This window comes from Vibrio sp. 10N.286.51.C3 (genome assembly GCF_003050065.1).
In the GTDB taxonomy this organism is placed as follows: Bacteria; Pseudomonadota; Gammaproteobacteria; order Enterobacterales; family Vibrionaceae; genus Vibrio; species Vibrio crassostreae.
Map to the genome: position 1 here is coordinate 65,932 of NZ_PIGC01000021.1, position 24,569 is coordinate 90,500.

The 24,569-nt window shown below is 41.7% G+C and carries 22 protein-coding genes and 2 pseudogenes; 14 read left to right on the forward strand and 10 right to left on the reverse strand.

Annotated elements, in window-relative coordinates:
• The first annotated feature begins 369 nt into the window (after nt 1–369).
• The gene (locus CWO27_RS19640) at nt 370–567 is read left to right on the forward strand and encodes a hypothetical protein (protein ID WP_017106023.1); all 198 of its coding nucleotides are present in this window, start codon (nt 370–372) and stop codon (nt 565–567) included.
• 49 nt (nt 568–616) lie between these two features.
• Here CWO27_RS19640 and CWO27_RS19645 read toward each other — a convergent pair whose 3' ends face one another.
• Together CWO27_RS19645 and CWO27_RS19650 are read right to left on the reverse strand one after the other, a co-directional pair.
• Complete coding sequence (locus CWO27_RS19645; RefSeq protein WP_102479453.1) at nt 617–1,708, reverse strand: transporter substrate-binding domain-containing protein; 1,092 nt, start codon at nt 1,706–1,708, stop codon at nt 617–619.
• A gap of 184 nt (nt 1,709–1,892) precedes the next feature.
• On the reverse strand, nt 1,893–2,360 hold the full coding sequence (locus CWO27_RS19650) for a PaaI family thioesterase (RefSeq protein ID WP_107899420.1): 468 nt from the start codon (nt 2,358–2,360) through the stop codon (nt 1,893–1,895).
• Between the two features lie 44 nt (nt 2,361–2,404).
• Here CWO27_RS19650 and CWO27_RS19655 point away from each other — a divergent pair, with 44 nt between their 5' ends.
• Nucleotides 2,405–2,683 carry a DUF134 domain-containing protein gene (locus CWO27_RS19655; RefSeq protein ID WP_102431413.1) on the forward strand — a complete coding sequence of 93 codons (279 nt, stop codon included), beginning with the start codon at nt 2,405–2,407 and terminating at the stop codon, nt 2,681–2,683.
• A gap of 52 nt (nt 2,684–2,735) precedes the next feature.
• Here CWO27_RS19655 and nqrM read toward each other — a convergent pair whose 3' ends face one another.
• Entirely contained in the window at nt 2,736–2,933 is a 198-nt protein-coding gene (nqrM, locus tag CWO27_RS19660) for a (Na+)-NQR maturation NqrM (RefSeq protein WP_017109749.1), read from the reverse strand.
• Entirely contained in the window at nt 2,930–3,376 is a 447-nt protein-coding gene (locus tag CWO27_RS19665; protein WP_102431412.1) for a NifB/NifX family molybdenum-iron cluster-binding protein, read from the reverse strand. The genes nqrM and CWO27_RS19665 overlap by 4 nt, the downstream gene beginning before the upstream one ends.
• A 240-nt stretch (nt 3,377–3,616) precedes the next feature.
• Here CWO27_RS19665 and CWO27_RS19670 point away from each other — a divergent pair.
• Nucleotides 3,617–4,039: pseudogene (locus tag CWO27_RS19670) on the forward strand (GlcG/HbpS family heme-binding protein); the annotation flags it as partial.
• 88 nt (nt 4,040–4,127) lie between these two features.
• Here CWO27_RS19670 and CWO27_RS19675 read toward each other — a convergent pair.
• Nucleotides 4,128–5,417, reverse strand: a complete 1,290-nt coding sequence (locus CWO27_RS19675; protein WP_107899422.1) for a sphingomyelin phosphodiesterase — start codon at nt 5,415–5,417, stop codon at nt 4,128–4,130.
• A gap of 364 nt (nt 5,418–5,781) precedes the next feature.
• Between CWO27_RS19675 and CWO27_RS19685 the strand changes: the two genes are divergently transcribed.
• The 8 genes from CWO27_RS19685 to CWO27_RS19720 all read left to right on the forward strand — a co-directional run bounded on the left by CWO27_RS19685 (nt 5,782) and on the right by CWO27_RS19720 (nt 16,157).
• On the forward strand, nt 5,782–6,504 hold the full coding sequence (locus CWO27_RS19685; RefSeq protein ID WP_133146455.1) for a DUF1007 family protein: 723 nt from the start codon (nt 5,782–5,784) through the stop codon (nt 6,502–6,504).
• Between the two features lie 75 nt (nt 6,505–6,579).
• Nucleotides 6,580–7,677, forward strand: a complete 1,098-nt coding sequence (locus tag CWO27_RS19690) for a nickel/cobalt transporter (RefSeq protein WP_107899424.1) — start codon at nt 6,580–6,582, stop codon at nt 7,675–7,677.
• Between the two features lie 293 nt (nt 7,678–7,970).
• Nucleotides 7,971–8,465 carry a YcxB family protein gene (locus tag CWO27_RS19695; protein ID WP_102431408.1) on the forward strand — a complete coding sequence of 165 codons (495 nt, stop codon included), beginning with the start codon at nt 7,971–7,973 and terminating at the stop codon, nt 8,463–8,465.
• A 612-nt stretch (nt 8,466–9,077) separates the two neighbouring features.
• On the forward strand, nt 9,078–10,586 hold the full coding sequence (locus CWO27_RS19700; protein ID WP_102431407.1) for an EAL domain-containing protein: 1,509 nt from the start codon (nt 9,078–9,080) through the stop codon (nt 10,584–10,586).
• A gap of 204 nt (nt 10,587–10,790) precedes the next feature.
• A complete protein-coding gene (locus tag CWO27_RS19705) occupies nt 10,791–11,093 on the forward strand; it encodes a 3-methyl-2-oxobutanoate hydroxymethyltransferase (protein WP_258185219.1) in 303 nt (100 codons plus the stop codon).
• A 408-nt stretch (nt 11,094–11,501) separates the two neighbouring features.
• The gene (locus CWO27_RS19710) at nt 11,502–12,701 is read left to right on the forward strand and encodes an IS4 family transposase (RefSeq protein ID WP_107899425.1); all 1,200 of its coding nucleotides are present in this window, start codon (nt 11,502–11,504) and stop codon (nt 12,699–12,701) included.
• 838 nt (nt 12,702–13,539) lie between these two features.
• The gene (locus tag CWO27_RS19715) at nt 13,540–15,111 is read left to right on the forward strand and encodes a hypothetical protein (RefSeq protein WP_240698067.1); all 1,572 of its coding nucleotides are present in this window, start codon (nt 13,540–13,542) and stop codon (nt 15,109–15,111) included.
• 320 nt (nt 15,112–15,431) lie between these two features.
• Nucleotides 15,432–16,157, forward strand: coding sequence for a metallophosphoesterase family protein (locus CWO27_RS19720; protein WP_102433628.1), 726 nt, complete (start codon nt 15,432–15,434; stop codon nt 16,155–16,157).
• A gap of 29 nt (nt 16,158–16,186) precedes the next feature.
• On the opposite strand, the gene CWO27_RS19725 is transcribed toward CWO27_RS19720, so the two are convergent.
• Nucleotides 16,187–17,113 carry a hypothetical protein gene (locus CWO27_RS19725; protein WP_102478982.1) on the reverse strand — a complete coding sequence of 309 codons (927 nt, stop codon included), beginning with the start codon at nt 17,111–17,113 and terminating at the stop codon, nt 16,187–16,189.
• Between the two features lie 387 nt (nt 17,114–17,500).
• Between CWO27_RS19725 and CWO27_RS19730 the strand changes: the two genes are divergently transcribed.
• Both CWO27_RS19730 and CWO27_RS19735 read left to right on the forward strand, forming a co-directional pair.
• Nucleotides 17,501–17,938: a hypothetical protein gene (locus CWO27_RS19730; RefSeq protein WP_102478983.1), complete on the forward strand. Its 438-nt coding sequence runs from the start codon at nt 17,501–17,503 to the stop codon at nt 17,936–17,938.
• Nucleotide 17,939: 1 nt separating this feature from the next.
• Nucleotides 17,940–18,116 (forward strand): DUF1289 domain-containing protein, encoded by a 177-nt coding sequence (locus CWO27_RS19735; RefSeq protein ID WP_020477243.1) that lies wholly within the window; start codon nt 17,940–17,942, stop codon nt 18,114–18,116.
• Nucleotides 18,117–18,124: 8 nt separating this feature from the next.
• Here CWO27_RS19735 and rcnR read toward each other — a convergent pair whose 3' ends face one another.
• Both rcnR and CWO27_RS19745 read right to left on the reverse strand, forming a co-directional pair.
• On the reverse strand, nt 18,125–18,400 hold the full coding sequence (rcnR, locus tag CWO27_RS19740) for a Ni(II)/Co(II)-binding transcriptional repressor RcnR (RefSeq protein WP_008223718.1): 276 nt from the start codon (nt 18,398–18,400) through the stop codon (nt 18,125–18,127).
• 134 nt (nt 18,401–18,534) lie between these two features.
• Nucleotides 18,535–19,425 carry a LysR family transcriptional regulator gene (locus tag CWO27_RS19745; protein ID WP_102414225.1) on the reverse strand — a complete coding sequence of 297 codons (891 nt, stop codon included), beginning with the start codon at nt 19,423–19,425 and terminating at the stop codon, nt 18,535–18,537.
• A gap of 116 nt (nt 19,426–19,541) precedes the next feature.
• Here CWO27_RS19745 and accD point away from each other — a divergent pair.
• A pseudogene (accD, locus tag CWO27_RS19750) lies at nt 19,542–20,406 on the forward strand (acetyl-CoA carboxylase, carboxyltransferase subunit beta).
• A gap of 154 nt (nt 20,407–20,560) precedes the next feature.
• On the opposite strand, the gene CWO27_RS19755 reads toward accD, so the two are convergent.
• Both CWO27_RS19755 and CWO27_RS23960 read right to left on the reverse strand, forming a co-directional pair.
• Entirely contained in the window at nt 20,561–23,899 is a 3,339-nt protein-coding gene (locus tag CWO27_RS19755; protein ID WP_258185217.1) for a hypothetical protein, read from the reverse strand.
• Nucleotides 23,900–24,428: 529 nt separating this feature from the next.
• Nucleotides 24,429–24,569 (reverse strand): hypothetical protein (locus tag CWO27_RS23960; RefSeq protein ID WP_181359719.1); only part of this gene is annotated, 141 nt, incomplete at its 5' end.

Genomic DNA, 24,569 nt, shown 5'->3' on the forward strand with positions numbered 1-24,569 from the left:
ACCTGATTTCGTTAAGCAATATTATCTTTGACGTTGATAATTCTATATGAGTTGTAAATCTCAAAGATAATAACTTTACCGGCATTCAACGCGCTATTTTAGTGACGTTATTAATAAACCTATACTTTGTCGGAAACATTTTAGATACCTTAACACTCTCGCCTGTTCCGCGCTCTTACTGCACCAGCCAGAACAATCCACTTCCAAAAACGAAATTTTAGCTTACTGGCTTTAGACCGATATCGCGTTGACGGTGACGCTTGAGAAGCGCATGCTTTTATTTCCGAGCAGAATAGTTTTGGCCGAATTAATAGCCTAACCCGTCCATAACTTGTTCTGTGCAACGTATCTGATTGAATGGTAGGTCACATGAATAAAGTTATTATGTTAGTAATGGGGCTGCTTTTTACCAGTCGATTATTTGCCAGTATTGGGCCGCACGTTAGTCAACTTGAGCATGATGCCCCTATTCTGCTTCGCTCAGCATTGATTGTCGGAGTTTCGGCTTATGCCGTTTGGACAGCGTTCAAATATTTCAAAAAGAACAAAGCTTCTAGTTCAGACTAACTGTAGCGGAAAGAACCCAGAAAACGTCGAAGTAAGCAGCAGATGTCGGTTATTGATCCGCAAAATAATCGACCAAGATTTTACGCCACTTACGCGACTCACGAATTTTCAGCAGCGCACGGTTTATCTCTTCTTCGTGTGAGTTATTTTCAGTAATGATAAATCCATAATTCTGCTTTTCTAACTGATACGGTAACACCTCTAGATCATCGAACTGTCCACTTGTTCTGCCATTACCGATCATATATTTGAGTACCACATCATCGGCTACGATGGCTTCAACTTCACCTTCCTCTAAAGCCGCCAACAGTCTCGGCATATCCACATAACTCTTGTGTCGAATACCAAAGCTAGTGAGCATCAAAGAAGAAGTCGTCGCGACTTTTGCCCCTACTTCAACATCCGCAAGATCATTAACGCCTTTAATATGGGAAGAGCCTTGGCTAAGCGTGAGCTTGCTGGCTAATACCGCAGTAATACTGGCGATGAACAGCATACTCAATACACCAATGAATACTGTGGCAATTCGTCCGGTTAAGCTTTTGAACTCAAAGTAATTGAATGGGCCTCGAGTGATGAACAGTAAGCCAAGTATGAAGCTTTCTAACCAACGACCAGTACGGCTTTTCATCGAATAGAGCTTTTCATTCTCACCGTGCTCCAACACGTAAAAAAATGCGCCAATGACCCCAGAGATAAAAACGATAACACCAATGATCACCCACAATGCAGGGTTTAAGAAAATGGCGCGCAAGGTATGAAGGTAGCCCTGTTTCTTCACTGCGATAGCAAGGTGAGTTTCGTAAAAGGAATGGGAAAAGTCAGCAAACAGCTCACGCTCTGGGGTGATTGAAATACAAGAGACTCCGATATCGATTTGCTCGGTTTCAATCGCATTGAGTAGTTCATCCAAACGGTGATTCTCTATCGTGTATTCAACGTCCATTTCTTTGGCGATCTGTTCCCAAAGCTCGACACTTAGGCCATTCCATTCACTTTCCATCGAACTAATCACAAAAGGCGGACAAGGGTAAACACCAACTTTAAGCGGAGCAGACGAAGCAAAAGTGCTGAAGAATGGAAAAAGTAAAACAATTGAAAGAGCACAGTATCGAGGTATCGATTTGAAGAATTTTTGCATCAGCAGCCCTCCAGAAAAAGGCAGCGATGAATTGAATCGAGTGCAAAGGCTCGCCTAACGAACACACCTTAGCGTCCTCAAAAGTGAAAAGAGTTTATGACAAATTCAATGTTGCCCTAGCTTTAATAGTTATGACTTTAACTATAGAGAACCCTACTTATTCTGCAAAATATTGGGCTTAAACCTAAGACATAAACTGGCTCTGTGCTGACGAACACAAGATTCCGTTCTGAGTGATTTGGCTCTCTAAGAAGTGAATATTGCGTCTGCTTTTAACCCATTGAGCGCGAATTTCTAACTCTTTATCAATGGCTATTGGATGATGAAAACGAGACGTTAAACTCACCGTCATCGCATTGATACTGTTTTGGAACAAACAATGCAGCATAGCGCTGCCGTGTAATGTGGTAACAATACCGCCCTGCATGATGCCATCGTAGCCCTCGACTTTATCTGTTGGTACAATCTTGGCTCTTGTTTCATATTTAACTAAAGCTTCACTCTTAATTGAAGCTTCATGATTGGCCAAGGCTTTATGATTGACTAAAGTCTCGCGTTCGCCAACGGCTTCAAAACAAATGGGGCTGTCTGCGAAAAAACCTTGGCTGCATACTTGGCAGTGCCGATGGTTGTGAGGAATGAAAACCTTCATACTTACCCTTATTCCTTTTTACCCTTAGATTCCTAGAGATTGATATGGCTCGACCAAAAAAACATCGCCAGTTATGTACCCGTGCGGCTTACTCTTGTTTTAAGCCTAATGGCGTTCCTATGGACGAGCTTCATAAAGAAGAACTGCTATTAGAAGAGTTAGAAGCCTTACGCTTGGCTGATCAAGAAGGATTGAGCCAGCTTGAAGCCGCCGAGCAAATGCAGGTATCTCGCCAAACGTTCGGCAATATCATTAAGCGTGCACGAGCCAAAGTCGCCAAATGCATCGTCAACGGCCATGCTTTGGTCATTCAAGGCACTTAACTCGCGTCCTAGCCAGGAATGATTTAACGCAAAGGCCACTCATTCCCAAGACTTAGCTTGATGGCTCAGTGATCTGATACAACGTTCGGCTATGCTCTTCGCACACATCCTTGCAATTGCATTCGCGCTCAATGTCTAACTGCGCGAGCCCTCCACAACTGCCTTTGATTGGCTTACGTGAAAAAATCACGCCTATCGCCATCAGAAAGACGATTCCAACAAAACCCAGTAGCGTGAGTAAGAAAGTCATTTACGGACACCTCGAATAACACTGAACCTATTCGACCGTGGTGTGTGAATCGACGTTTCTTTCTTGTGTCCTTTGTCACCGCACGTTTTCTCGCGACACCCGCTATTTCTGGGCTCTCGACCATAATCGAGGTCAGTGACTTCTTGCAGATTGCTGAAATCCAGCGAGGCAACTTCCGCCTTTCCTGTCGATGCAAAAACTCTAATATCGTTGTTGAACAAGTGTGCCAACATCTTCTTCCCTATGTGACGGACAACTACAGCCTTCACATCGTAAGATTTAACGACAGACATCCATTGTTTCTTCTTATTGCACGGGCTGTCCGACTCAACCAAAGGAATAAGCTGCTTTATTTGTTGTTGCTCATCGACAATAGCTATCTCCGGAGAACGAGCAAAGTGGTTGCCGACATGAAGGTCGCGGCAAGGTATTGCGTATAACATGGTAACTTCCTGTTATTGATGATCAGGAGTTCAGAATACGCCCCATTATTAGCATATGCCAATAACTATCGTGTGAAAAATAAGATTTACTGAATCGATAAGTACGATCAAAAACAACAGTCAGCCAATATGGTTAGCGCAGATTAGTTTACCTCCCGCATCTAGTCATGGAAAAGCCCCTTACCCAGAAACAAGAATGCCCCCGCTATTGCTGGGCATTCTTTATACGGAAGAGTTGAAGAAACACAAACGGTCTCTTTTACTCAAATCTCGTCACAAGCGGCATTCAAGCTCGCACATGAAGCGGTCAATCAATGTGAGGCAGCTGGCGACAAGGTTTCTGCGACTGTCGTTGATTTGTCGGGTAATGTGATTGCTCAACTGCGTTCTGATGGCGCTGGCATCCACACACTTGATAGCTCACGCAAAAAAGCGTTCACCGTGGCGAGCATGAAACAACCATCAGCTAACCTAATGAAGCTCATTGCCGATAAGCCGATCATGCAACCCCTTCAGAATATGGACGAAAACTTGCTGTTCTTAGCCGGTGGTGTTCCAGTACAGGCGAACAATGCGATGATTGGTGCGATTGGTGTGGATGGTGCGCCAGGCGGTCACCTAGATGTGGCGTGTGCTGAAAAAGCGATTAAGAAGTTCTTCTAGAAACCTGATGCGATTTGTCCAAATGAAAAGTGCCCAGCAATTGCGGAGCACTTTCCAAAAGGTCAGACATAAATAAGAACCGCTCACCCTAAGGCACTTCAAAGCGGCCACTCATAGCAAGGTGATCAGATAAATCCCACACACCCCACATTTCCTCATCAAAGCTACGTAACACTTCTATCTTGCTGGTACTAGCCACCACACTGCCATTATCTGAATACAATAGATAATCCAGCCGTTCTTGAGCAAATTCATCACTGTTTGATAAGTTTTGGTTCACAAGCGGGTCATAACTATAGATTAATGAGCCTTCTAAAGGCGGTTCTCGCAAATTCAGTATTCTTAGCATTTGAGTAAAGTCGATGGGAAACTTATGTTTGGCGATATTGAAATCACCACCGAAAATCACGGGTTCATCTTGCGGTAAATCGAGCTGTTCGACAAAAGCGAGAATTTCCCCGACCTGAAGCATTCTTATATTCCTGTGCTCACGAGAATTCCATGAACCAAGGTGCAAATTAAACAAGTGATAAGGACGGCTATCTTTTATTATCTTGGTATAAAGTACGCCTTTATCTGCAGCGCAATCTGTGCCCTTGCAGTTATCAAAAACGTGCTGCGCCTGTTCAACTATAGGGTATTTACTATAGGTAATAACGCCGCCATCATAAGTATTGCTACCGCCGCCATCGAGCTTGTTACTCACGAACTGAAAGTGGCTTTGCATCGCAGCATTCAAGCGTACTTCATTTTCCCGCCTAAACACCTCTTGCATAAAAACCACGTCGTTATTGCTGACCGCATCAGCGATTCGCCTATCTCGATGGTTCATGTGCTCTCCCACAAAAGGGAGCAACCAAACGTTATAGGTCAGAATATTGATGCTATTTTCATTAGATGACAGAGTGGTTGGCTCTTCACTGATAACGAACGTAATGTCATCGTAGCCGCCTGTATATTCGGCTTTATAATGATACTGATAATCTCCTTTGTAATTCCCGTGAATCTCTCGGTCATCATCTAGCTCGCCCATATGCGTAGTTTCCGGGTCAACAAGCGTAAAAGACATGTTTGCCCCCCATGCCGTCCCTTTTAGCTTTACAACCGGTGTGAGGTGTTCATACCCTAAAAAGATAAAAAAGTAGTAATCTTTGCCATACTCTATGCCACTGTATCGACTCAAGTTGGCAATCTCAGCGTAACTATAAGGCTTAATACGGTTAATTCCCGTTGAAGTGATAACTTGCTCATCACCAGATATAAGGAAGTTAATTTCCTCATCGGTGTTATTCAATATGTGTATATTGGTATCTGCTTTAATAGCACTCGAGAAAAACAGAAAGCATAAAAATGTCGCACGCATTAATTTAATCGTCATCACTTCAGGCTACTCTTTTCGTGTACCACACCCCATCAAACGTCAAAATTATTAGAGCTTAGTTTCATAACAAATACAAAAAGAGATGGCACTAAAACAGGGTAATTTGATGAGTTTGGGTATGGGAGGCTCATAAAAATAGTACCTCGACTTGCTTCGTCACTCGTCGGCATTGCGGTAATACTTACCTGTCTGGTAAACATCAACAGTTCCAGTTCCAGTTCCAGTTCCAGTTCCAGTTCCATAGCTTGACTGGTTTGAAGTGCTATCGTCTAGTGCTCAAACAAAACATGACACAAATTTGATGTAAACCAAACTACAAGTTGTTATATTATAACATTACATCAAATAACTATTATGTCTCATGAAACAGCTATTTATTCTAACCAAGGTACTCAGCTGCCTCTCTTCACGATATGTACGTCGCTTCTCAACACACCTACGCTCCATTAAGCGTTTACCATTTTGGTTAGCAATACTGATTTTTGCTCCGAACCTACAAGCACACCCCCATTCTTGGATCGAAATGAAAACTCATATCGAGGGAGAAAGTGGCATGATCACCGGCTTGTCAATGGAGTGGTCTTTTGACGCCATGACGTCCATGTACATGCTGGATGGTGAAGACGTTTCTCCAGAGAAAGAAAAGGAGACGTTCAAGGACTTGGCAGCATCTGTAATTGAAAACATGATGTACGAACACTACTTCACTTATTTCTACGACGGTAAAGAACCAATCAAATATCAGGTTGCTGAACATGCGAAGTTCGAACGTGATAAAGCCAAAATGGTCCTCACATTCGACCTTCCACTTTCAAAACCTAAACCTGTCACACGCGACTCCCTTCGCATGTTGATTTTTGATCCTAGCTACTTCGTTGATATGTCGTGGATCTCAAATAATGATGTCACCTTATCTAATTCGCTCGCTAGGCAATGCCAACTAGAGATCGTTGAGCCAAATCCTACTCCTGAGCAAATGAGCTATGCGATGTCTTTGCCTGCCGATGCTGACCCAGACAACACCTTAGGTCAGCTATTCACTCAGTCGGTTGAGCTTCATTGTGCCGCAATTCCCGCGTCTTAACTACAACCGCACGTTTCTACTCATTAAGGCTCTCTATGCAAAATGAGAGTGAACTCTGATATAGGTTTTTGTTACATGCTGAAAAATCAAATTCAAACAAAATACTACCTGATAGGTGCCACTGCCTTAATACTCGTTGCTATAGGCGCATACCAACTGTGGGTAATGTGGCCATCATTGGTGATATCCAGTATTCAATGGCAAAGAGAAATCAATTCCGAGCTCGCAGACCTACTCTATGAAGCTAAATCCAATCCTTGGGGGGCAGGCAGTTACCTTATCGGATTCAGCTTTATCTACGGCATGCTTCATTCACTTGGCCCGGGCCACGGCAAGGTCATCGTTTCGACCTACTTAGCCACTCACCCAACCAAAGCGAAAGCCAGCTTAGTGCTTACAATCGTATCTGCATTCCTACAAGCATTGGTCGCGATCTTATTAGTTAGCGTTTTGCTGTGGGGCTTTAGCGCTTCTATGCGAATGGTGAATGACAAAGCAAATATGTTTGTTTCATTAAGTTTTGCTTTAGTTGCAGTGGTCGGTGCGTTGATCTGCTGGAAAGCACTCAGAAACATCTACCGTTCAATCCGTAAACCAAAACTGAAAGTGAAAGCCATCACCACATTAGCTGCCGGTACGTCTTCGCCAATTTCAGTCCAATCACCAATGGCGCTTCGCTCATCAGTACCAGCTGGTTCAATGATGTTGACCCCATCTAACGCATTACAGCCGGCAGAACACGCTCACGCAGATCATTCACATGCAGACTGTGGATGCGGCCACCAGCATGTTGCCGATGCAGACGCTATAAACAAAGCTTCAACACTTCGTGAATATGCGGGAATCATCGTGACGATAGGCGTGAGACCATGTACTGGCGCGATTATGGTTCTGCTTTTCGCAAACATGGTTGGTTTATATTGGATGGGTGTTGTCAGTGCTTTTGCCATGGCGATTGGTACTGCTTTCACAACCTCGACGATTGCTATAATGACACTAACAGGCAAGAACTTGGTAAAACGCTATTTGGCTGCAGGTAATAAGAGTAACAGTGCGACACTGAAAGCCGCAGGTCATTATTTACAACTATTTGGTGGGGTTTTGCTTGTCTTAATTGACTTGTTGCTAATGAGTGGGCAAGACAGCGGTATGTCCCCAGTGTTTACGATGTAACGGTTATAGATGCGCTCTATTACGATTAGAAGTTAATCACCATTACCGTAAACTAAAGACCTCTCAACAAGGGGGCTTTTTATTTTAGTGACATAAACACCCGTTAACCTTATTCAAACAATGCATGACTGTTAGTCTAAATAGACCTTGTCAGTATCATCGACTTACAAAACAAAACCAAAATAGCTAAAGATAAGCCATAAGAAGCGATACAATACCCAAGTTGCGAGATCGCAGCATGAAATACCAATTCAAAGAAAACCCATTAACAAGAAGAATTAAAGTAGCCTCACATGTCTAAAGAACCCGGTTTCACAACAGAATACAAACTCGACAAGACGTTTTTCGCGGAGTGTTATGATCAAACTAGCCTTCCGACTCAATTTCCAAAAGCCTACTTAAAAGGAATACTGTTTCTTATTTTTGGCGTGGTTCTACTGGAGTTTGAACTGTTACCTAACGGTTATGTTGGTTGGTTCTTTATTGTTTTGAGTGTGATTGAAGCATTCAGTGTGTACTGCAAAAGAACCTGGTGGTTATGGCGACAAAGAATCAGCTCAGGCGCAGGCAGCAAAATTGTCTTTCAAGGTGATGCTAGCGGGGTGAGTTACAAAAACCACAAAGCCACCAATACTATCGCTTGGAGTGACATCGACCAACTTGAACAGACCGATCTCGGCTTTATCCTTCATATTGGAAAACAGCGCCAATATGTCAGTAAATCTTGTTTAAGCGATGAAGCAATCGCGTTCATGATTGAACAGCACGAAGCTTCTAAAGCGAATTAACAAAATGTACTAAGGCCTCACAAATTTGAGGCCTTAGTATTACCTGCCTTTGAGAAGCTGACTCCCATCGCACTACGCTTACCCCATTGACCTAAATCACACCAAAATAGCCCGATCTCTTTCTTACTCCTCAACGAATACTCATCAAAAGATATCATTGCCGCCTCTTATCCACTGAACACAAAAATATAATGGGTTTATTTGTACAGCAAAGTCTATTAAATGGACATTTACCATTGAATAATGTGTCCCTGGCAATTAATTAACCCTTAAGATTAAAAGGATTAATTTCAAATGTATTGTTCCATTATCCGAAGGGAAAAGAATCTAACCTAATACTGATGATTTGATGAAGAGACGCTAACGTAAACAACTTACCGCGCCAGTTAAAATAAAGCTGTGCGTACTTAAACCTTATGCACACACTTGAGCAATGTTTTCGTCTAATTGAGAATGACAAGCGAAAAAAGAAGCAATCATCAGTGAATTTGGTAAATACTACCTTATACTGACAATTATATATTGATCCTCTATGTAACATTGGAGTTACTAGCATCTAATTCCATACCCTACTCGTTCAATAATAAGATGATTAACTAAACTAGGTTCTCTATGTTTGCAAACAAAAAAACTAGCCCAACATATCTAATATGTCTTTCTTTTATTCCCAGTGTCTTGGCGCTCACTTTTTTGTATCTCAGTTTTGGCCGTTCACTGGATGAGCAAGCAAACCAGAAAGCAATGAATATTGTTCAAGAAGTAGATGAGATTCTTGAGTTTGGTAAGGAGACCAACACGAGTGCTTTAAAGCTATTGCAAAGCTCTAATACCTGTGAAGACGAGGCCCTCGCCCTTAGACATCTTGTAGCAACCATACCTTACGTACGAAGTGCCAATCTAGCGAAAGACAATGTAATCTTCTGCACCTCTATCTGGGGTGAAAGCAATTACAAGTATGATCCTACCGCATACACTTCAGGACAATTACTGCTGCTTAATGGAAGTAACGTTGATACTTCTCACCCTCTTATCGTGGTGAGGTCAACGTTGGATGATCACGCGGCATTAAGTGGAATTGATAGCCTTTACCTGAGAGAGTCGCTCACTTCAGACAGCAAGTTACGGTCATTTATTGCAGTCGGTGATAAGTGGCTTGATAGTAAAGAGTTGACCGTAAAAACAAACCCGGTAGAAAAACTCATCTCTTGGCATCAAGTATCATCAAAACAGTTTCCTTATAGCGCACACGCAGGTTTTGCTTACCCTAATATGCTAACGGCATTCTGGGTCAAGGATAAGCAACACATTGTAGCCATCATACTGCTGCAAACTCTGTTTGCCCTTTATCTTGTGTGGCTATCAAGGCGTCCCTCTAATCTATACCTCGAAATCGAACGAGCAATGGAGAGGAAAGAGTTTGTCCCGTACGCTCAGCCGATTGTGAATAGTGAAACTCGTGCAATACAAGGCATAGAGATTCTATTGAGGTGGAAACACCCAGTACAAGGTGTCGTGAGACCAGATCTTTTCATTCCTAAGGCTGAAACCTCTGGTCTTATTGTACCTATGACACATCAATTAATGCGGCTCACTGCTATGCAAATTAAGCCTTTCATAGACAAGCTACCTAATGGTTTCCATGTGGGTATAAACATCTCACCCCAGCACTGTTCAAAAGGCACATTACTGGAGGCGTGTCAGGAATTTATCGATATTATTGACTGTGACGACGTTACTCTAGTTCTAGAACTCACAGAAAGAGAAGCACTAAACTACTGCGATTTAACGGATGATATTTTCGGGAAAATCAAGGCGCTCGGATGCAAGATAGCAATAGATGATTTTGGTACGGGCCACTCCTCTTTGGTTAACTTACAAAAAGTAGACCTCGACTACCTAAAGATTGACCAAACCTTTGTCCGAGACATTGGCGTTGACACAATAACAGGCCACCTGCTTCAAAACATGATCACCTTGTCGCACGACTTATCACTAGATGTTATCGCGGAAGGCGTTGAAACAGAGCAACAAGCCGATTATTTAAAAGAACGAGGCGTCAACTACCTACAGGGCTTCTTGTTCGCTAAACCAATTCCACTTGAAGAGTTTTTGAATAACTAAATAAGCCATTGAGAATAGCTAAACAAAGCAAGCTGAGAGTATTTGTCTATTGCTCTCAGCTTGTAAAAGATGCATCAACCTTTAAGTAACTCAATAAATCTCGCCGGGCTTCTTCCTGTCATCATCTTAAACATATAAATAAATGATGATGGGGAGTCATAACCAAGCTCGGAAGAAGTCCCGCTAACACTTTTCCCTTTTATCATTACAGCACGAAAACTCGAAAAAATTGGAGCATTTTCATTACTTGTTGAAGGCGTCGATGCGCTCACAGCTCGAGAAATCACCCGATCTGTATCGATCCCGACTATTGGTATCGGAGCTTCACCCGAATGTGATGGTCAAGTGTTAGTGACCGAAGACATGCTTGGTTTATTCACTGAATATACACCTAAGTTTGTCAAAAAATACATCGACCTAAGCCAACTAATCAAAACATCATTTAGTGAATATGAACAAGAAGTGAGAAATGGGGCATTCCCTACTCGTGAGCATTGCTTCGATTAATTTGCCTGTTCATTGACACTCTGGGTGCGGAAAATATCAGCGCTAGATCAAACAAAATGTGCATATATCGGGTATTTCCCGTTCAAATATCACACTTTCCCAATTACAAATTTGCAACATCTACAACATAATGTTCATATTCAACCGTCTGCATAACCTTGTAGAATATCTTTACTATGAAATAAGGGCTTTTCATTTGTAATGATTCTTCTCGTTTGTATTTGCCACCCTTCGGGGTGGCCTTTTTTTATTAAAGCCTCAGGTCGTTATTATGTGTTCTCAAGTGCTCACACCGAACTCTTACGAATCCCCTCATAATCAGGCGTAAAAACAATGAGGTAGACGCGCATCGCCGTCTTTGATCTAATGAATATCGCTGAACACACATTTCGAACAAGTGGGTTAACAATGCGCGACATTCAGATTCTACAACAAACCATACAAAACCAATGCCCCTCCATTCACAAAAAACGCGTTAGTTCTCTGATACTTGCTACAAAAAGTGTACTTGACGGCTCAGACTTAACACTGACTAAACTAGGTCGCAAACTGGAAACTAATACCACGGTAAAACATGCGATCAAACGCGTTGATAGACTGCTTGGAAATCGCCAACTACATCGTGAAAAAGACCTAATTTATAAATGGCATGCCTACTTAATAACGGGCGCCAACTCATGCCCTGTGATCCTTGTGGATTGGTCTGATGTTCGTGAACAACTTCGTTATATGACGTTAAGAGCATCCGTTGCACTTGATGGTCGAGCCATCACAATCTTTGAACAAGTTTTTGAGTATGGCCAATATAATTCACCGAAAAGTCACCAAACATTCCTCGATAAATTGCAAAGTATTTTACCCAGTAAAACCAGTCCAATCATCGTTTCTGATGCGGGTTTTAGAAATACTTGGTTCCGACAAGTTCAAGAGAAAGGCTGGTTTTGGTTAGGTCGTGTCCGAGGTGAAGTATCAGTCAAACAACCTCATAAACCTTGGGTCTCAAATAAAACCTTTTATCCAACCGCTGTCCATAAACCCAAATATCTTGGCCACTGCTTACTAGCAAAGAGATCACCGATATCTTGTGAAGCCTATGTTTATAAGGGATTAGAAAAAGGCCGAAAAGCCCAGCGCCATAGTAGAACCAGCCAAAAACACTCCGCTACACATCTCTACCAGCGCAGTGCGAAGGAGCCGTGGCTACTCGCGACGAATGTCCCTAGACATATCTTAAATGAAGTACAAATTACCAATCTGTACGCCAAGCGTATGCAGATAGAAGAGGCCTTCCGCGATCTAAAGAGTACCGCCTATGGAATCGCACTTCGTCACAACAGAACTCGTTGTACTAAGCGATTAGATATCCTGCTTCTTATTGCGTTGCTCGCTGAAATCTTGATGTGGTGGAATGGCCTCATTGCAGTACAGGCCAAATGGCATTTTGACTTCCAAGCCAACAGCATTAAACACCGCCGAGTTCTCTCCATACCTCGTCTAGGGAGAGAAGTTCGAAATCATCGGCGATATCAAATTAATGAATCCCAATATCAATGGGGAATGTTCGAATATCAAAGGCTCACACACAACGCAGGACTAGGGAAATTATGAGGGGATCCGTCAGCACCGAACTAACTCTACGAAACTATCAATAAAAACTCTTATCTATTAATGCCTTACACACCTTTAGGCTATCTAATATCCTATTCATCTAACTAAAAGTGAGGACTTATCATGTTAAAGTGGACCATATTATTTTTACTACTCAGCACCACAACTTACGCAGCGGCTTCACTAGATCCATTAGGCAATGGAAATATTCTTTAGTATTTAAGGACTCACTTAACTAATTAAGTCTATTACACTAAAACATACAACTTTCGAATAAATAAAAACAAAGTAACAAATTATACTTATGGTATTCCTAGCAGTTTTACTTAAATAACAATGTTTCAGAGGCGCTCTGCTGCCTACTCGTTGTATATCCAGCTAATAAACTCGCAGGCTATTTATGTATCATACTTTAAATATGTATCAGAGAATTTATAGCGCGAAGATACAGCTTACTCTCCCACTCTCATATACCGCCACTAGAAAATACCCATAGATTTCGTAGCTTATTAAAAATTAAGTAAATATGCAGCGTCAAAGAAATGATAAGCGACAATTGGCTGACTAAATATCTTCAAATAATTAATCCACGCTATAACCATACACTCAATATATGTCGCTAGTTCCTTATAAATAGTCATTCAACTAATCATTTATAAAATATTAGTTTGCACAGCTGTCAACACAATAAAAATAACTATAATCGCGCAACTCTTTAACAAGTCGACAAAGGTATTTAAACAAAGCGTCCTAACTTACTCGTATTCATCCCAAGATTTGAATACACAATTATTCTGCTCAGAATCATTGACCGCTCGCAACAAAACACCTGATTCCAATGTTGGTTTCAGATAAAAATAAAGTGACGGTTGAGTTAGAAAGAAATATCAATCACACAATCAAGAACACAGGTCAGCTCATGCAAAACAAGAACATTAAGAAACACACTATTTCAATCGCAGCAATGCTTGCTATAGCCCTTACTGGGTGCGGTGGTGGCTCAAGCGGCGGTGGCTCGAATGGAGGAGGCTCAAACGGTAATGGCTCAATTGATCCGGCACCGCTCGTTAAGCTTCCGGCCCTCAAATCACTGAGTATTCCCCAAACCAACTTTCAGACAATTGAGCCTTCTAATTTTTACATTGAGCCCGCAAGCAATACGGCATTAAATATGATGGCATACAAAAATTCACAAGGTGACGACCACATATTCGAAGTTGCCTTCCAGCCATGCGAACAATGTGATCCCCCCGTAATGCCCACGGTTACACGTGTCTTCGATATCAACCAAAAGTACACCATGTTCAATATGAACAACTCAACGGTTGCTTGGAATGGTCAAACGTATCATGGCAATTACCCTGTCATCATGGACAAACAAAGTGGTCAGCTCTATCCCATCGTGATTGATGGTAATGTATCGGAATTTGACGCCCAGTTAGCCAACGAGAGTCCATTTCTTAGCCAACAGAAACAAGGTGATTTAATACCAAATACTACACTATATAGCTTTGACATTACAGACGACGTTCATTGGCATACATATGGAATCTTCAAAGCGGTACTAGAAAACAATGCCTTTGTCTTCAAGACGTTAAAGAGTCATGCGCGTGCCGATGAGCGAGACATGCAGATAGATGCACAAGGTAACATTCTTGTCAACTATCAAGATCCACATACATCTACAAATCATGCAATAAATTTTAATCACTATGCCTATATTAAAAATTCAGATGAATATCAGGAACTAGACTATCACGATACTCATTCGCGTTATGATTCCTTCAGAGTGGTTGATGGCAAGCTAGCAGGGATCGACCATGCAGAGCGAAACTACTTTTCATTTGTTAAACCAGAGGGAGACAAGTTAGTCTCGACGATAAGCCAATACGATATTACGAGTTCTATAGGCAACACAGTTAACACTAGCAAACGCAGCCCACAAATTAATGGTTACGATATGAATATTGGTTGTGTCGTTAATAAGCTCAATGAGAATAGCTACGATTACGTTGGGGAAAGTGAGCTTATAGAGAGAAGTCGCCCCTACTCTTCATTCGATGCGTTGAGAGCCTCGCAACATACCCTGTTTTGCGTCGATTACAATGAATCTTGGGTTAAGGAAGGGGTAACAGTCAAAGTATCGGCATTTGATACTGAGACTGAAACATTCTACGACTTTGATACCGGTATAGAGCTTAACAAGGATTTTTACGCACCAGACGTTGATAAATTAACCGCTATCGATGGCGCTGTCGTACAATCTGATCAAACGGTCATGCTGTACATGAATCAAGTCCACAGTGACGAGATCGTAGAGTTTTACATCAACCCAATTTTAAAGACGGTTGAGCAAAGAACTAATCATGGCTTTATATCTCCTACTGGGTTCGCTTCTTTAAGCCACTAAGGTTGAATGCTTTCCTCCACTAGTTTATGGGAGCCGTTCTCTTAAACCTACCTCACACTATGCCTGCTCATACAGCAGGCATTTTTGTACTAATTAAAACTAACGGACGCATGGCGATCCAGGAGCTTGGGAGCAAAGAGTGACCGGATAACATAGCTGAACAATTTGTAGAAAATGGTAAGCTAATTAGTATCTTGTATGATTGGCCATTTAAACCCGTAGAGCGATATACGCTCTGGCTGAACCATAAAGGTGAACACCTAAAATAAAAGCGCTGCTTGATTATCTCACTCAAGAATTGAAATGACCGGACGCCAATAATGAACACCATTTACCAAATCAGTGATTGCCACCTTTCAGATGAATCCAGCTATGAAAACCTGCGAAAAGCACTGGAATACGTCAACAAAGACACGAAGTGTGAGACCATTTTTCTTACCGGTGATATTTGTTGTAACCCCAAACTGGGAGACTACATTCGATTAGAGGCGTTCATTAGGCAACACATTAGCAAACAATCTATTTACGCGATTGCAGGCAACCATGACGACTCTTCCTTGATGCGTAAAGAGTTAAAAGGATCGACGATCTGCGTGACCGATAGAGCCAACGTTTGTGGGCGTGAATTTCTATTTCTCGATTCGAGTTTCAAACCCAAAGGCAGCGTTCACCCGCTCGGTTCAGGACGTATCAATAATCGTGGCCTGGCCCAGTTAAAGAAGCAACTGAGAAAAGCCAGCCACCCTATCCTTGTTATTCACCACCCTATCATCCCTGTCGGTGCCGATTGGATGAAAGCAATCCGTCTTGAGAACGATTTTTACATGATGAAGGTGCTTCAGAAATATGGAGTACGAGAGGTGATTTGTGGTCATGGGCATGATCAAATAACAACGACACAACAAGGCATGACCCAGTATATGGCACCTTCTACAGCTTATGGGTTCGACCACTCGATTGAGGAGTACAATCGCAGTGATAAGATTGGATTAAGCAAGCTCTCCGTATCACAGTACTCATTTGATTATCTGGTTATCTACCTTTGAATATGTGCGTTTGAACTTACGCGCTACAACTAACTGGTAAGCCATTCATCTAACACGGAGATGAATTTGGGGTTTATGAGATAACCAATAGAAGCGTGCGGGTTACTTTGCCCGTCACACACATTGAGATTGTAAATTGGATAAATGTCTTTCATTCCACCAGCAATCAAATCCAGTTTGAGCATCTCTTGAAAGTCATTTTTGATTTTGCTGTCGTGAGAGATAAAGTCATCTTCAGCCGACAAGTTCACCCACCTATGAATATTTAAAGGGTACTTTTTCATGCCCTCTAAACGGCTCCCTTTCAAGCGCTCTTTTACACTCTCATCGCCTAATGGTGAACCTAACGTAACCAGAAGATCAATCTTCTTTTTAGCGCCGTAAGCGTTTCGGTACTCACTGTAATGGGAGAGTTTCCATAACACGTCATAACTGATCATTGTGCCAAGGCTATGTGCTACGATCATCACCTCATCTTGGTTATCTAGCGCCTCTCTCAGATCCGCCATTAATCGATACCTTACGTCGCTACCAAAGTAAGAGTCTTCATACCAATAATGAGTCATGTCGGGAGCGACTAAGGCTATAAGTGGCTCTGCCATTTTCAAACGACTGAGCACAGAAGAAAAAGTATCGGCAAGCGCCTCGTGCAGGAACCCTGCCTTTGAAACTTCACCATATGTTTTCTTATTAAACTGATGGGACTTGTAGTCTTTTAGATCGATCAAAGCCTGTTGGCGGCCGAGCGGGTCTTCAGTTGGCTTGTTCAATAATGCGTTTGATAAGTCGCCAAAATACACGAAGCGCTTCTCGATATTCTGGAAAGCTTGGAGTGAATCAGAACCATTACAATCACGCTGTAACCCATGTTCAATAGCACCGTACCACAATGATTGAAGCGGCTCCCTGTCGGGCTTTTGCCCCCGACCGTGGATAAATATTATTTTCTTAGCCATACCTTAAAAACCATGTTCACTATCAACATTAATCATCGGGCGGCTATTTTCCTGAAAATTAACGAGGATAGAACCGATTTATTTCGCTTACCTTGTTTTATGCGGCCTACATAACTGAAATGTACCCTCGTTAAACATCAACTTGTCAGTTTCAATTCGTAAATACCCCATACATGAGGGCCTTGAATCACATGGGGAATACTGCTGGGTCAGGGTGCATCAGTGTCCTTTCAAAACAAGCCAATTCCTATTCTGACACGCTGAGATAGGCTCTAAGATTCGGTGATATACAATAACCACATATACTAGGGGGTAGTATTTCATACTCAGGGGGAGTATAGTTTTTTTAACACACTATCTCATAAACCACGGCTTAAGAGTTTCCATATGAAAGATGTTAAAGGTGTTTTCCGCAACCTAGAGAAGATGCTAAGAAAAGCAAACTGGTTCGAGGATGGTTGGGAGATCTATAACCGTGGCGAGTACCTTCAGTTATATAAAGAGACTTGGTTCAACCAAAAACAGGGCGGTATCCACTTTGAGACCTTTATCGAAGGGCCTCAAATTAAGCAAAAGGCCTTTCCTGTTTGCATGCATGCGGAAGAAGACTGCCCTTCCCAAGCAGAATTTATACGCCAGTTTAAAGCACTAGAGAAAGCTCGCATTGAAAGTTGGAAAGGCTATAAAACCCAAGATAACATTTACGGGATTTGCCAGAGAACCCTCCCCCTAAACTTTAAAAACCTAGAACAGCGTTTGTTCGAGGAATTCAACCGGCTGCGCTCACTTGAAGCCAGTGTAGAGAAAGTACTAGATAGGCTCTAATATGAAAAAACAGAAAAGCCCTTGTATTGATATGTGCGATTTTTCACACGACAAAGGGTGGTGTTTAGGCTGTGGTAGAACACGAGAAGAGTGTAAGGCCTGGAAATCAATGAAGCCTTACGCTGTTAATGTTCTCAAGAAAGAACTAGTAAAAAGAAAGGCTCAAATGAACCGCTAAAGCAAGCGCTATTTGATGTATGAATCCAATACTTTCAGTACCACTTCCATATCTTCTTCACGCTGAACTTTGTCATCTTCTAGTACCACATGCTCTAGAAGGTGACCTTTAATGACCTCTCTCATCAAGCCATTCACTGCGCCACGAATCGCTGCTATTTGCTGCAGTACGTCTTGGCACTGTTGCTCGTCGTTATCGAGCATCTTTTTTAAACCATTGACCTGACCTTGTATTTTGCTAACTCGGGCCTTTAGTTTTTTCTGATCTTTGGCTGTATGTGACATAACGTAGGTACTCAAGGTAATTAAAAACAAGCGGTTAACTTGTAATGTAGCACTTTAGCGATACTGGGGGGTAGCTTTTCAGTACCCGTTATTACGCCCCCTAGACAAGGGGGGGGGTTAAATAACCTACTGATTTAATTTGCATGGTGCTGCAAGTGCTCGATAAAAGCAGGAACCCTCTTCGCTATGTGTTTTCTTGAGGCATAAAACGCATATAGAACTAAGTCTGCGGGCTGATATTCGAGCTCCACGATTTCTAATTCACCAGCTTCAACCTCTTCACGACAAAGCTCAGCTGGTAGTATCGCAAAGCCTAAACCGGCTAATGCTCCAGCTTTAGCAAGCTGACCACTGTTGACCTTAAATGATGATTTGACTCGCTGTGTTACCCATTCACCATGATCGTCTATAAATACCCAAGGCGTTCCGTTCAATGCGGTAAAGCTACTGATACAGGGCACGTGTTTTAGATCTGTAATCTGAAACGGTTTTGAGCAGGTTTGAAGAAGTTTAGGTGAAGCAACGACTACACTCGGCCAACGTTGGATTTCTTTGGCGATCCAGCTGTTGTCTTCTAACTTTCCTCGATGAAAACTGACAATAACGTCAAAGCCGTCGATCAGGTCCTCTTTTGGACTGATGCTGGTATCACAACACAGTGATATGGATGGGTACTGGTTGCAAAAGGAAATAACAGCTTGAGCTAATTCGGCAGAGTCAGGCATTAAGATGTTTAACTGCCCCTGCACCTCTTGAGAGTGTTGTGTGACCTCTTCTATCGCCTGGTTGAGTTTATCCAACAAGGGCTGCGTGCGCTGATAAAGATGCTCTCCAGCTTCCGTTGGAGCAATACGACGCGTGCTTCTCACAAACAGTCTTACGTCTAGTTGTTGCTCTAACAACGCAATATGTCGGCTAACATTTGAAGTCGGTAAACACAGAAACTCTGCCGCTCTTTTGAAGCTATTATTCTCATAAACACAATGAAAACTCTTTAGCCATTGCTGATCAATTTTATCCAGCATATCCCCTCACAGATAATCCCATATTATTGGATTATAAAGCCAAATATTGCCACTTTATTACCAAAATCAGGCTTATACAATATTCATCACTCGAACGATGGGAATAAAGGTTATCCATGAGCTGGCTAGAAAAACTATTGAATAAGAATAACTTAAAAAGTAATCGTAAAGCGTCAGTCCCAGAAGGTGTCTGGATCAACTGCCCTTCTTGTACTCACAACCTTGTACCATATCGCACTCAAGGAAAACCTACAGGTGTGTCCAAAATGTGGACATCATATGCGCATGACAGCACGTCTTCGTTTAGAAACATTTCTCGATAACAGCGAACGTACGGAGTTAGGTGATCAACACCAACCAAAAGATCTACTCAGCTTTAAAGACAACAAGCGCTATACCGAGCGACTGGCCTCTGCACAAAAAAGTACAGGTGAGAAAGATGCACTGGTCGTGATGAAGGGCGAGCTACTTGGAATGCCAGTTGTCGCATGTGCTTTTGAATTTGCTTTTATGGCGGGATCAATGGGCTCCGTTGTGGGCGCTCGATTTGTAGATGCAGTGAATAAAGCAATTGAATCAGACTGTGCCCTGGTATGCTTTTCTGCATGTGGTGGTGCGCGCATGCAAGAATCACTCATGGCGTTGATGCAAATGGCGAAAACCAGCGCTGCGCTCAGACGATTATCTGAAGCCAAACTGCCCTATATTTCGGTACTCACCGACCAGACCTTTGGCGGTGTCTCAGCCAGTTTAGCCATGCTGGGTGACATCAATATCGGTGAACCTAAAGCGAGAATCGGTTTCGCGGGCCGAAGAGTCATTGAACAAACGGTACGGGAAAAACTACCCGATGGTTTCCAACAGAGTGAATTCTTACTCGAACATGGTGCTTTAGACATGATTGTAAATAGGCGTGACATGCGTAAAAAAGTGGCAAGACTTATAGCTATGATGACCAATACCACTCATCAAAAAGCGTAAGCTGTAAGAGCGAAGGCGCTTAATATAGAGCAGCTCTCAGCTCTATTTATATTTACCAGAATTGATTTAACCACTGCCCCACTCGATTACTTGTTCAGATGAGGCAGTGTAACCTAATAGCTCAGTGTCACTGCGGACACGAGTACGAGATCAATTATGCAGTTGCACTCTGATTTTGAAGATATTCAAGGTATTGATTTAAAACCTCTATATCATCAGAACGCTCGAGTGCTTTTGGATGAGTTTTACGAATCGTATCAATGCTATTTTTCACATCCAAATATGATAAAACGGCTTGTTCGGATTCGATGGAAGGTTTGACGTAAGCCTTAGTCCCCTGGGGCAAATTACTTAAGTCTAAACGGCCCTCGTTGAACATTTGTTTCATTATCACTGCAGACTTAACCATACCAGAGCGACCATCACCTAACGCACAGTGGACCAACACATTCCCTTCGCGTGTACTCAATAATTTCAGTACTCGATTCGCTAAACCATCGATATCTTCACTTGAAGGCTGTGTAAGGGCTTTGATAGAAAAGAAGTCCTTGATATACGTCGTCTTGTTAGAGATATACTCGATATTGTGACTCGCTAATTGCTTGGTTAGCGATACGATCTCTCTTGCCGACATCCCAGAATCAAGGGAGATCAATGCCGCGACATTGTTACGTTTCAGGTTCTCACAAAACGTCATCAGCTGCGCGCCAGTAGAATAGTTTTTATTAGGTCGGCCAATCGAACCAATTCTAAGCTCGGGGTGAATGTGGATGTTCTCAACTTTCCCCTTGGTGTTAGTAGCCTTTTGAACGACAGTTTTTTTGAATATCGGCTTCTGAACACCTTTTATCTTGTGCTTTGCAGGGGTAGATTGGCTAAACTTCGTGCCACTCCAGTCTACCTGGGTTGGTACAGTACCGAACTTTTTGATTTTTACTTCAACGGGAATCCCCAGCTTCGCCGCGGCAATAAACCTGTGCTGTCCATCCAGAATATGAATGCGGCCAGTTTGTGGGGAACGCCAACCAGAAATCAAAATCGGTTCATCCGCCTGCCTTACTATAGAAACCTTTTCATCGATGATAGATTGAAAAACTTCAGGCTGAGCTGGCAATGGAATCTTATTGTCCGATACAACTTTCCCAACGGGTCCTTTTCCATTAAAACACCAGTCAAACGTTTCAAGTACAACGTTTCCAGAAGAGGCACCGTAAGCACTATTCACTTTAAAGCTGCCCGCCCCACCACTTAAGCCCATCGTTTTGATGGTTTCTAAACGTTCACTGGTTTCTTTCATGAACTTGTACTTTTTAATCGCTCTTATCTTATTTTTTAGATCGCCGATGGCATCGCTCGATATAAATTTAGAACGACGTATAAATTCGTCAGAGATATCGTTAACAACGCTTCTCATGAAGGCCGTTTTAGATAAACGAATCACTCTGATATTTTTCACTACACAAGCATTTACAATAACAGAGAGATTAACATCCAACGCCTTAGCGATCGGGGAAAAAATGGGAATGATGTCTGCTAGAAGTACAATTGAATCAAGCAAAATCGATTCAACATCTTGAATATCTACCTCATAATCAGGATCATTTATCATCTTCTGCGCGACTTGTAAGAACGGAACCTTGTTGTTTAATGCGGCTTCCATTGAGCTTTCAGTAAACAGAACTTCCTTCATTTCGACCAATTTGTCGCTCAGAGATAACTTAAATTCATTCGCAACCAGATCTTTCAAAAGATAATTCTCTTGGAACTGTTTTTTGGTGCCAACCTTTTTAAACGACTGAGCAATCAGGTTAAACTTAAGGAGCGTCGTCTCTTGTACTGCGTCCCACATAAAGTTATCAAATCTATGATTGCGCAATAAGAAAGGTTTAGGTTGCTCCTGAGTGTCGTCAAAACCTGTTGGAATGTTCAATTTTAAAAAGATAGCGTTTAACGCTTCGTAAGATACATCTTTCCAGTTCTCATCCGGTTTAGGTAACACTTCAATCAACTGAGTAACAAGCTCGTTATCGGCCCCACCTAGGTAAGTCACTCGGTGATGGAATGCAAATGTGCTGACTAAGAAGTGGCGATGGTTACTATCTTTCACGAGAACCACTCTGCCACTCATGCCTAGATGAGTTTGTAGCATCAGCACCGCTGGTTTTATCGCTAAAGTGATAGCCTCTGTCGTCGGTGCAGACATAAACAAATTAGCAAATAGAGCAATAAAAACCTTCACTGAATCATCACAGTTAGGAAATTTCTCTTCTACCAATCGATACGCTTCAGCAATACCCTCTGCTTTGCCGACCACATAGTCATCAAGAATATTTCTGATCGCATTCTTACTGTAGAAAGGCAGTATGATATCTGCGGATGAAATGATGCTGACATTGCTATTCAAGTCACTTTGATAGATTGATTGATTACGAAGAAGAGTGTTCAAATCCTGCTCGATATCAGAGTTTTTATAATCGACAAACTGCGCATAATATTGACTGTCTGAATCGAAATTTTCTCTGCCTACTATCTTTTCAATAGCGAGAGTTGAGTGACTATCATCCCCCTCCAGATCCATGACTTCAGAAAGTACACTGATTAAATGAATAATATCATTAAATCGTTCTACTACTTGGGGTTTTTCATAAACAATAATGTCGTCTAGCTTAATAGCGTCACTGTAAAATAACGCCATGGTATCCATTACCTGAAATTCTAGACCATCCTTAGACTCATCTCGGATCAGTACCTTCTTAGGTATATTATTTTTTAATAAAATTTGGTCGAAAGTTTCGTCAAAATAATCCAATGAAGTGCTCATCTCATCAGATATTACTGTCATTTTCGCCAAAGCTAAACGGAAAACAGCTTTATCATCACCTTGAGAACAAGCATGATAGATCTCGACCTCTCTCGCAGCATCACTAAGTACTTTAGCTATATTAAATTCATCTAAGCTGTCGTGAATATTCCCACTTAACGCTCTTTGTACGATAGCGTCTACTTTTTTCTGAGAGATTTTAGCGCCCGATTCGGGAATAAGCTTAATCTCTTCTTTGAAACCTGAATTGCTGAGTGCAAACAGCACTCGGCGCTTTTCTGCTTTAAAAAACGTATAGATCAGAGCGCTTTCTAACCTAGAGTACAAACTACTTTCGCTGTGCTTTAAACTCGTGATTGCACTGTTCAATGGTTCCCCTAACAGGCCTTCATCGCGCCGCTCGAGAAGATTTTCGATATAAATCATTGTTCTCGCAATACTTGATTTAACAGCGAGGTTTCTAGACTTTTCATCACTTTTATATCGATAGCTAATCGTGTTCATCACACTTACTTTCAAGTTTTGTATGAAGATCAAGCTATTTAAGTCATTAATCTTGCCGACTATATAGTGTCTTACGTAGTACTTATCATCGATAGCCTTGTAATCCTTTAAAGAAAGAGTTTCATATTCAGCAAGTTCCTTGTTAACAACCTCTAGAATTTGAGACATTTTTTGTATTTTTCTAGGTTGCTATCACTATTTGAGCATATACCTTCAATTTCTTTAATATTCACATCTCTATGTGAACCATTTAATAACACAAGCTATTTCCTTATTGATATTTTAATTGGGATATTGATGATAACTTACATTATATGTTTTTTTAAATAACTTTAATTATTTAAGGTTTTGGTAAATTAGGAATAGTAAAATTAGAATACAACTAATTTAGAGATTAACTTAATTAGAAATTAGTTTATTAGAAGAATATAAAAAGGGATTACACATTAAATGTCTATAAATTTTCTAATTATCTTCAAACATGCATTTTAGGAGTTTTATATAAAAAATCAGGTAAGATTATGTCGTCATTCCATGGCCAAATAAAATAAAAAGAATATGGTTATAGGGGCTGAATTGTAGGTGCTAAAACACATCGCATAGAGAAGTCGTTCTACTAGTCATAGAATGACCTCCAACATTTATGCAGGCCCTCCTATTGAAAGGAGGGCCTTCGTAGCTATAGCGTCCCTTGTAACTATCGCGTCCCTTGTCTAACTTCTTGCTCTCTACCGTTTAAGTCTCTATCAGAGTCACCGTATAACACATGAACGGTACCATCATTGTTGTTACCGCCACTGCCTAGGTCTTCAAATGGAACACCTATAACGAGATCGTC

Excerpts from the sequence above, each read along its gene's own strand:
- CWO27_RS19640 (WP_017106023.1), top strand. The coding sequence starts at position 370 with ATGAATAAAGTTATTATGTTAGTAATGGGGCTGCTTTTTACCAGTCGA.
- CWO27_RS19645 (WP_102479453.1), bottom strand. The coding sequence starts at position 1,708 with ATGCAAAAATTCTTCAAATCGATACCTCGATACTGTGCTCTTTCAATT.
- CWO27_RS19650 (WP_107899420.1), bottom strand. The coding sequence starts at position 2,360 with ATGAAGGTTTTCATTCCTCACAACCATCGGCACTGCCAAGTATGCAGC.
- CWO27_RS19655 (WP_102431413.1), top strand. The coding sequence starts at position 2,405 with ATGGCTCGACCAAAAAAACATCGCCAGTTATGTACCCGTGCGGCTTAC.
- nqrM (WP_017109749.1), bottom strand. The coding sequence starts at position 2,933 with ATGACTTTCTTACTCACGCTACTGGGTTTTGTTGGAATCGTCTTTCTG.
- CWO27_RS19665 (WP_102431412.1), bottom strand. The coding sequence starts at position 3,376 with ATGTTATACGCAATACCTTGCCGCGACCTTCATGTCGGCAACCACTTT.
- CWO27_RS19675 (WP_107899422.1), bottom strand. The coding sequence starts at position 5,417 with ATGACGATTAAATTAATGCGTGCGACATTTTTATGCTTTCTGTTTTTC.
- CWO27_RS19685 (WP_133146455.1), top strand. The coding sequence starts at position 5,782 with ATGAAACAGCTATTTATTCTAACCAAGGTACTCAGCTGCCTCTCTTCA.
- CWO27_RS19690 (WP_107899424.1), top strand. The coding sequence starts at position 6,580 with ATGCTGAAAAATCAAATTCAAACAAAATACTACCTGATAGGTGCCACT.
- CWO27_RS19695 (WP_102431408.1), top strand. The coding sequence starts at position 7,971 with ATGTCTAAAGAACCCGGTTTCACAACAGAATACAAACTCGACAAGACG.
- CWO27_RS19700 (WP_102431407.1), top strand. The coding sequence starts at position 9,078 with ATGTTTGCAAACAAAAAAACTAGCCCAACATATCTAATATGTCTTTCT.
- CWO27_RS19710 (WP_107899425.1), top strand. The coding sequence starts at position 11,502 with ATGCGCGACATTCAGATTCTACAACAAACCATACAAAACCAATGCCCC.
- CWO27_RS19715 (WP_240698067.1), top strand. The coding sequence starts at position 13,540 with ATGTTGGTTTCAGATAAAAATAAAGTGACGGTTGAGTTAGAAAGAAAT.
- CWO27_RS19720 (WP_102433628.1), top strand. The coding sequence starts at position 15,432 with ATGAACACCATTTACCAAATCAGTGATTGCCACCTTTCAGATGAATCC.
- CWO27_RS19725 (WP_102478982.1), bottom strand. The coding sequence starts at position 17,113 with ATGGCTAAGAAAATAATATTTATCCACGGTCGGGGGCAAAAGCCCGAC.
- CWO27_RS19730 (WP_102478983.1), top strand. The coding sequence starts at position 17,501 with ATGAAAGATGTTAAAGGTGTTTTCCGCAACCTAGAGAAGATGCTAAGA.
- CWO27_RS19735 (WP_020477243.1), top strand. The coding sequence starts at position 17,940 with ATGAAAAAACAGAAAAGCCCTTGTATTGATATGTGCGATTTTTCACAC.
- rcnR (WP_008223718.1), bottom strand. The coding sequence starts at position 18,400 with ATGTCACATACAGCCAAAGATCAGAAAAAACTAAAGGCCCGAGTTAGC.
- CWO27_RS19745 (WP_102414225.1), bottom strand. The coding sequence starts at position 19,425 with ATGCTGGATAAAATTGATCAGCAATGGCTAAAGAGTTTTCATTGTGTT.
- CWO27_RS19755 (WP_258185217.1), bottom strand. The coding sequence starts at position 23,899 with ATGTCTCAAATTCTAGAGGTTGTTAACAAGGAACTTGCTGAATATGAA.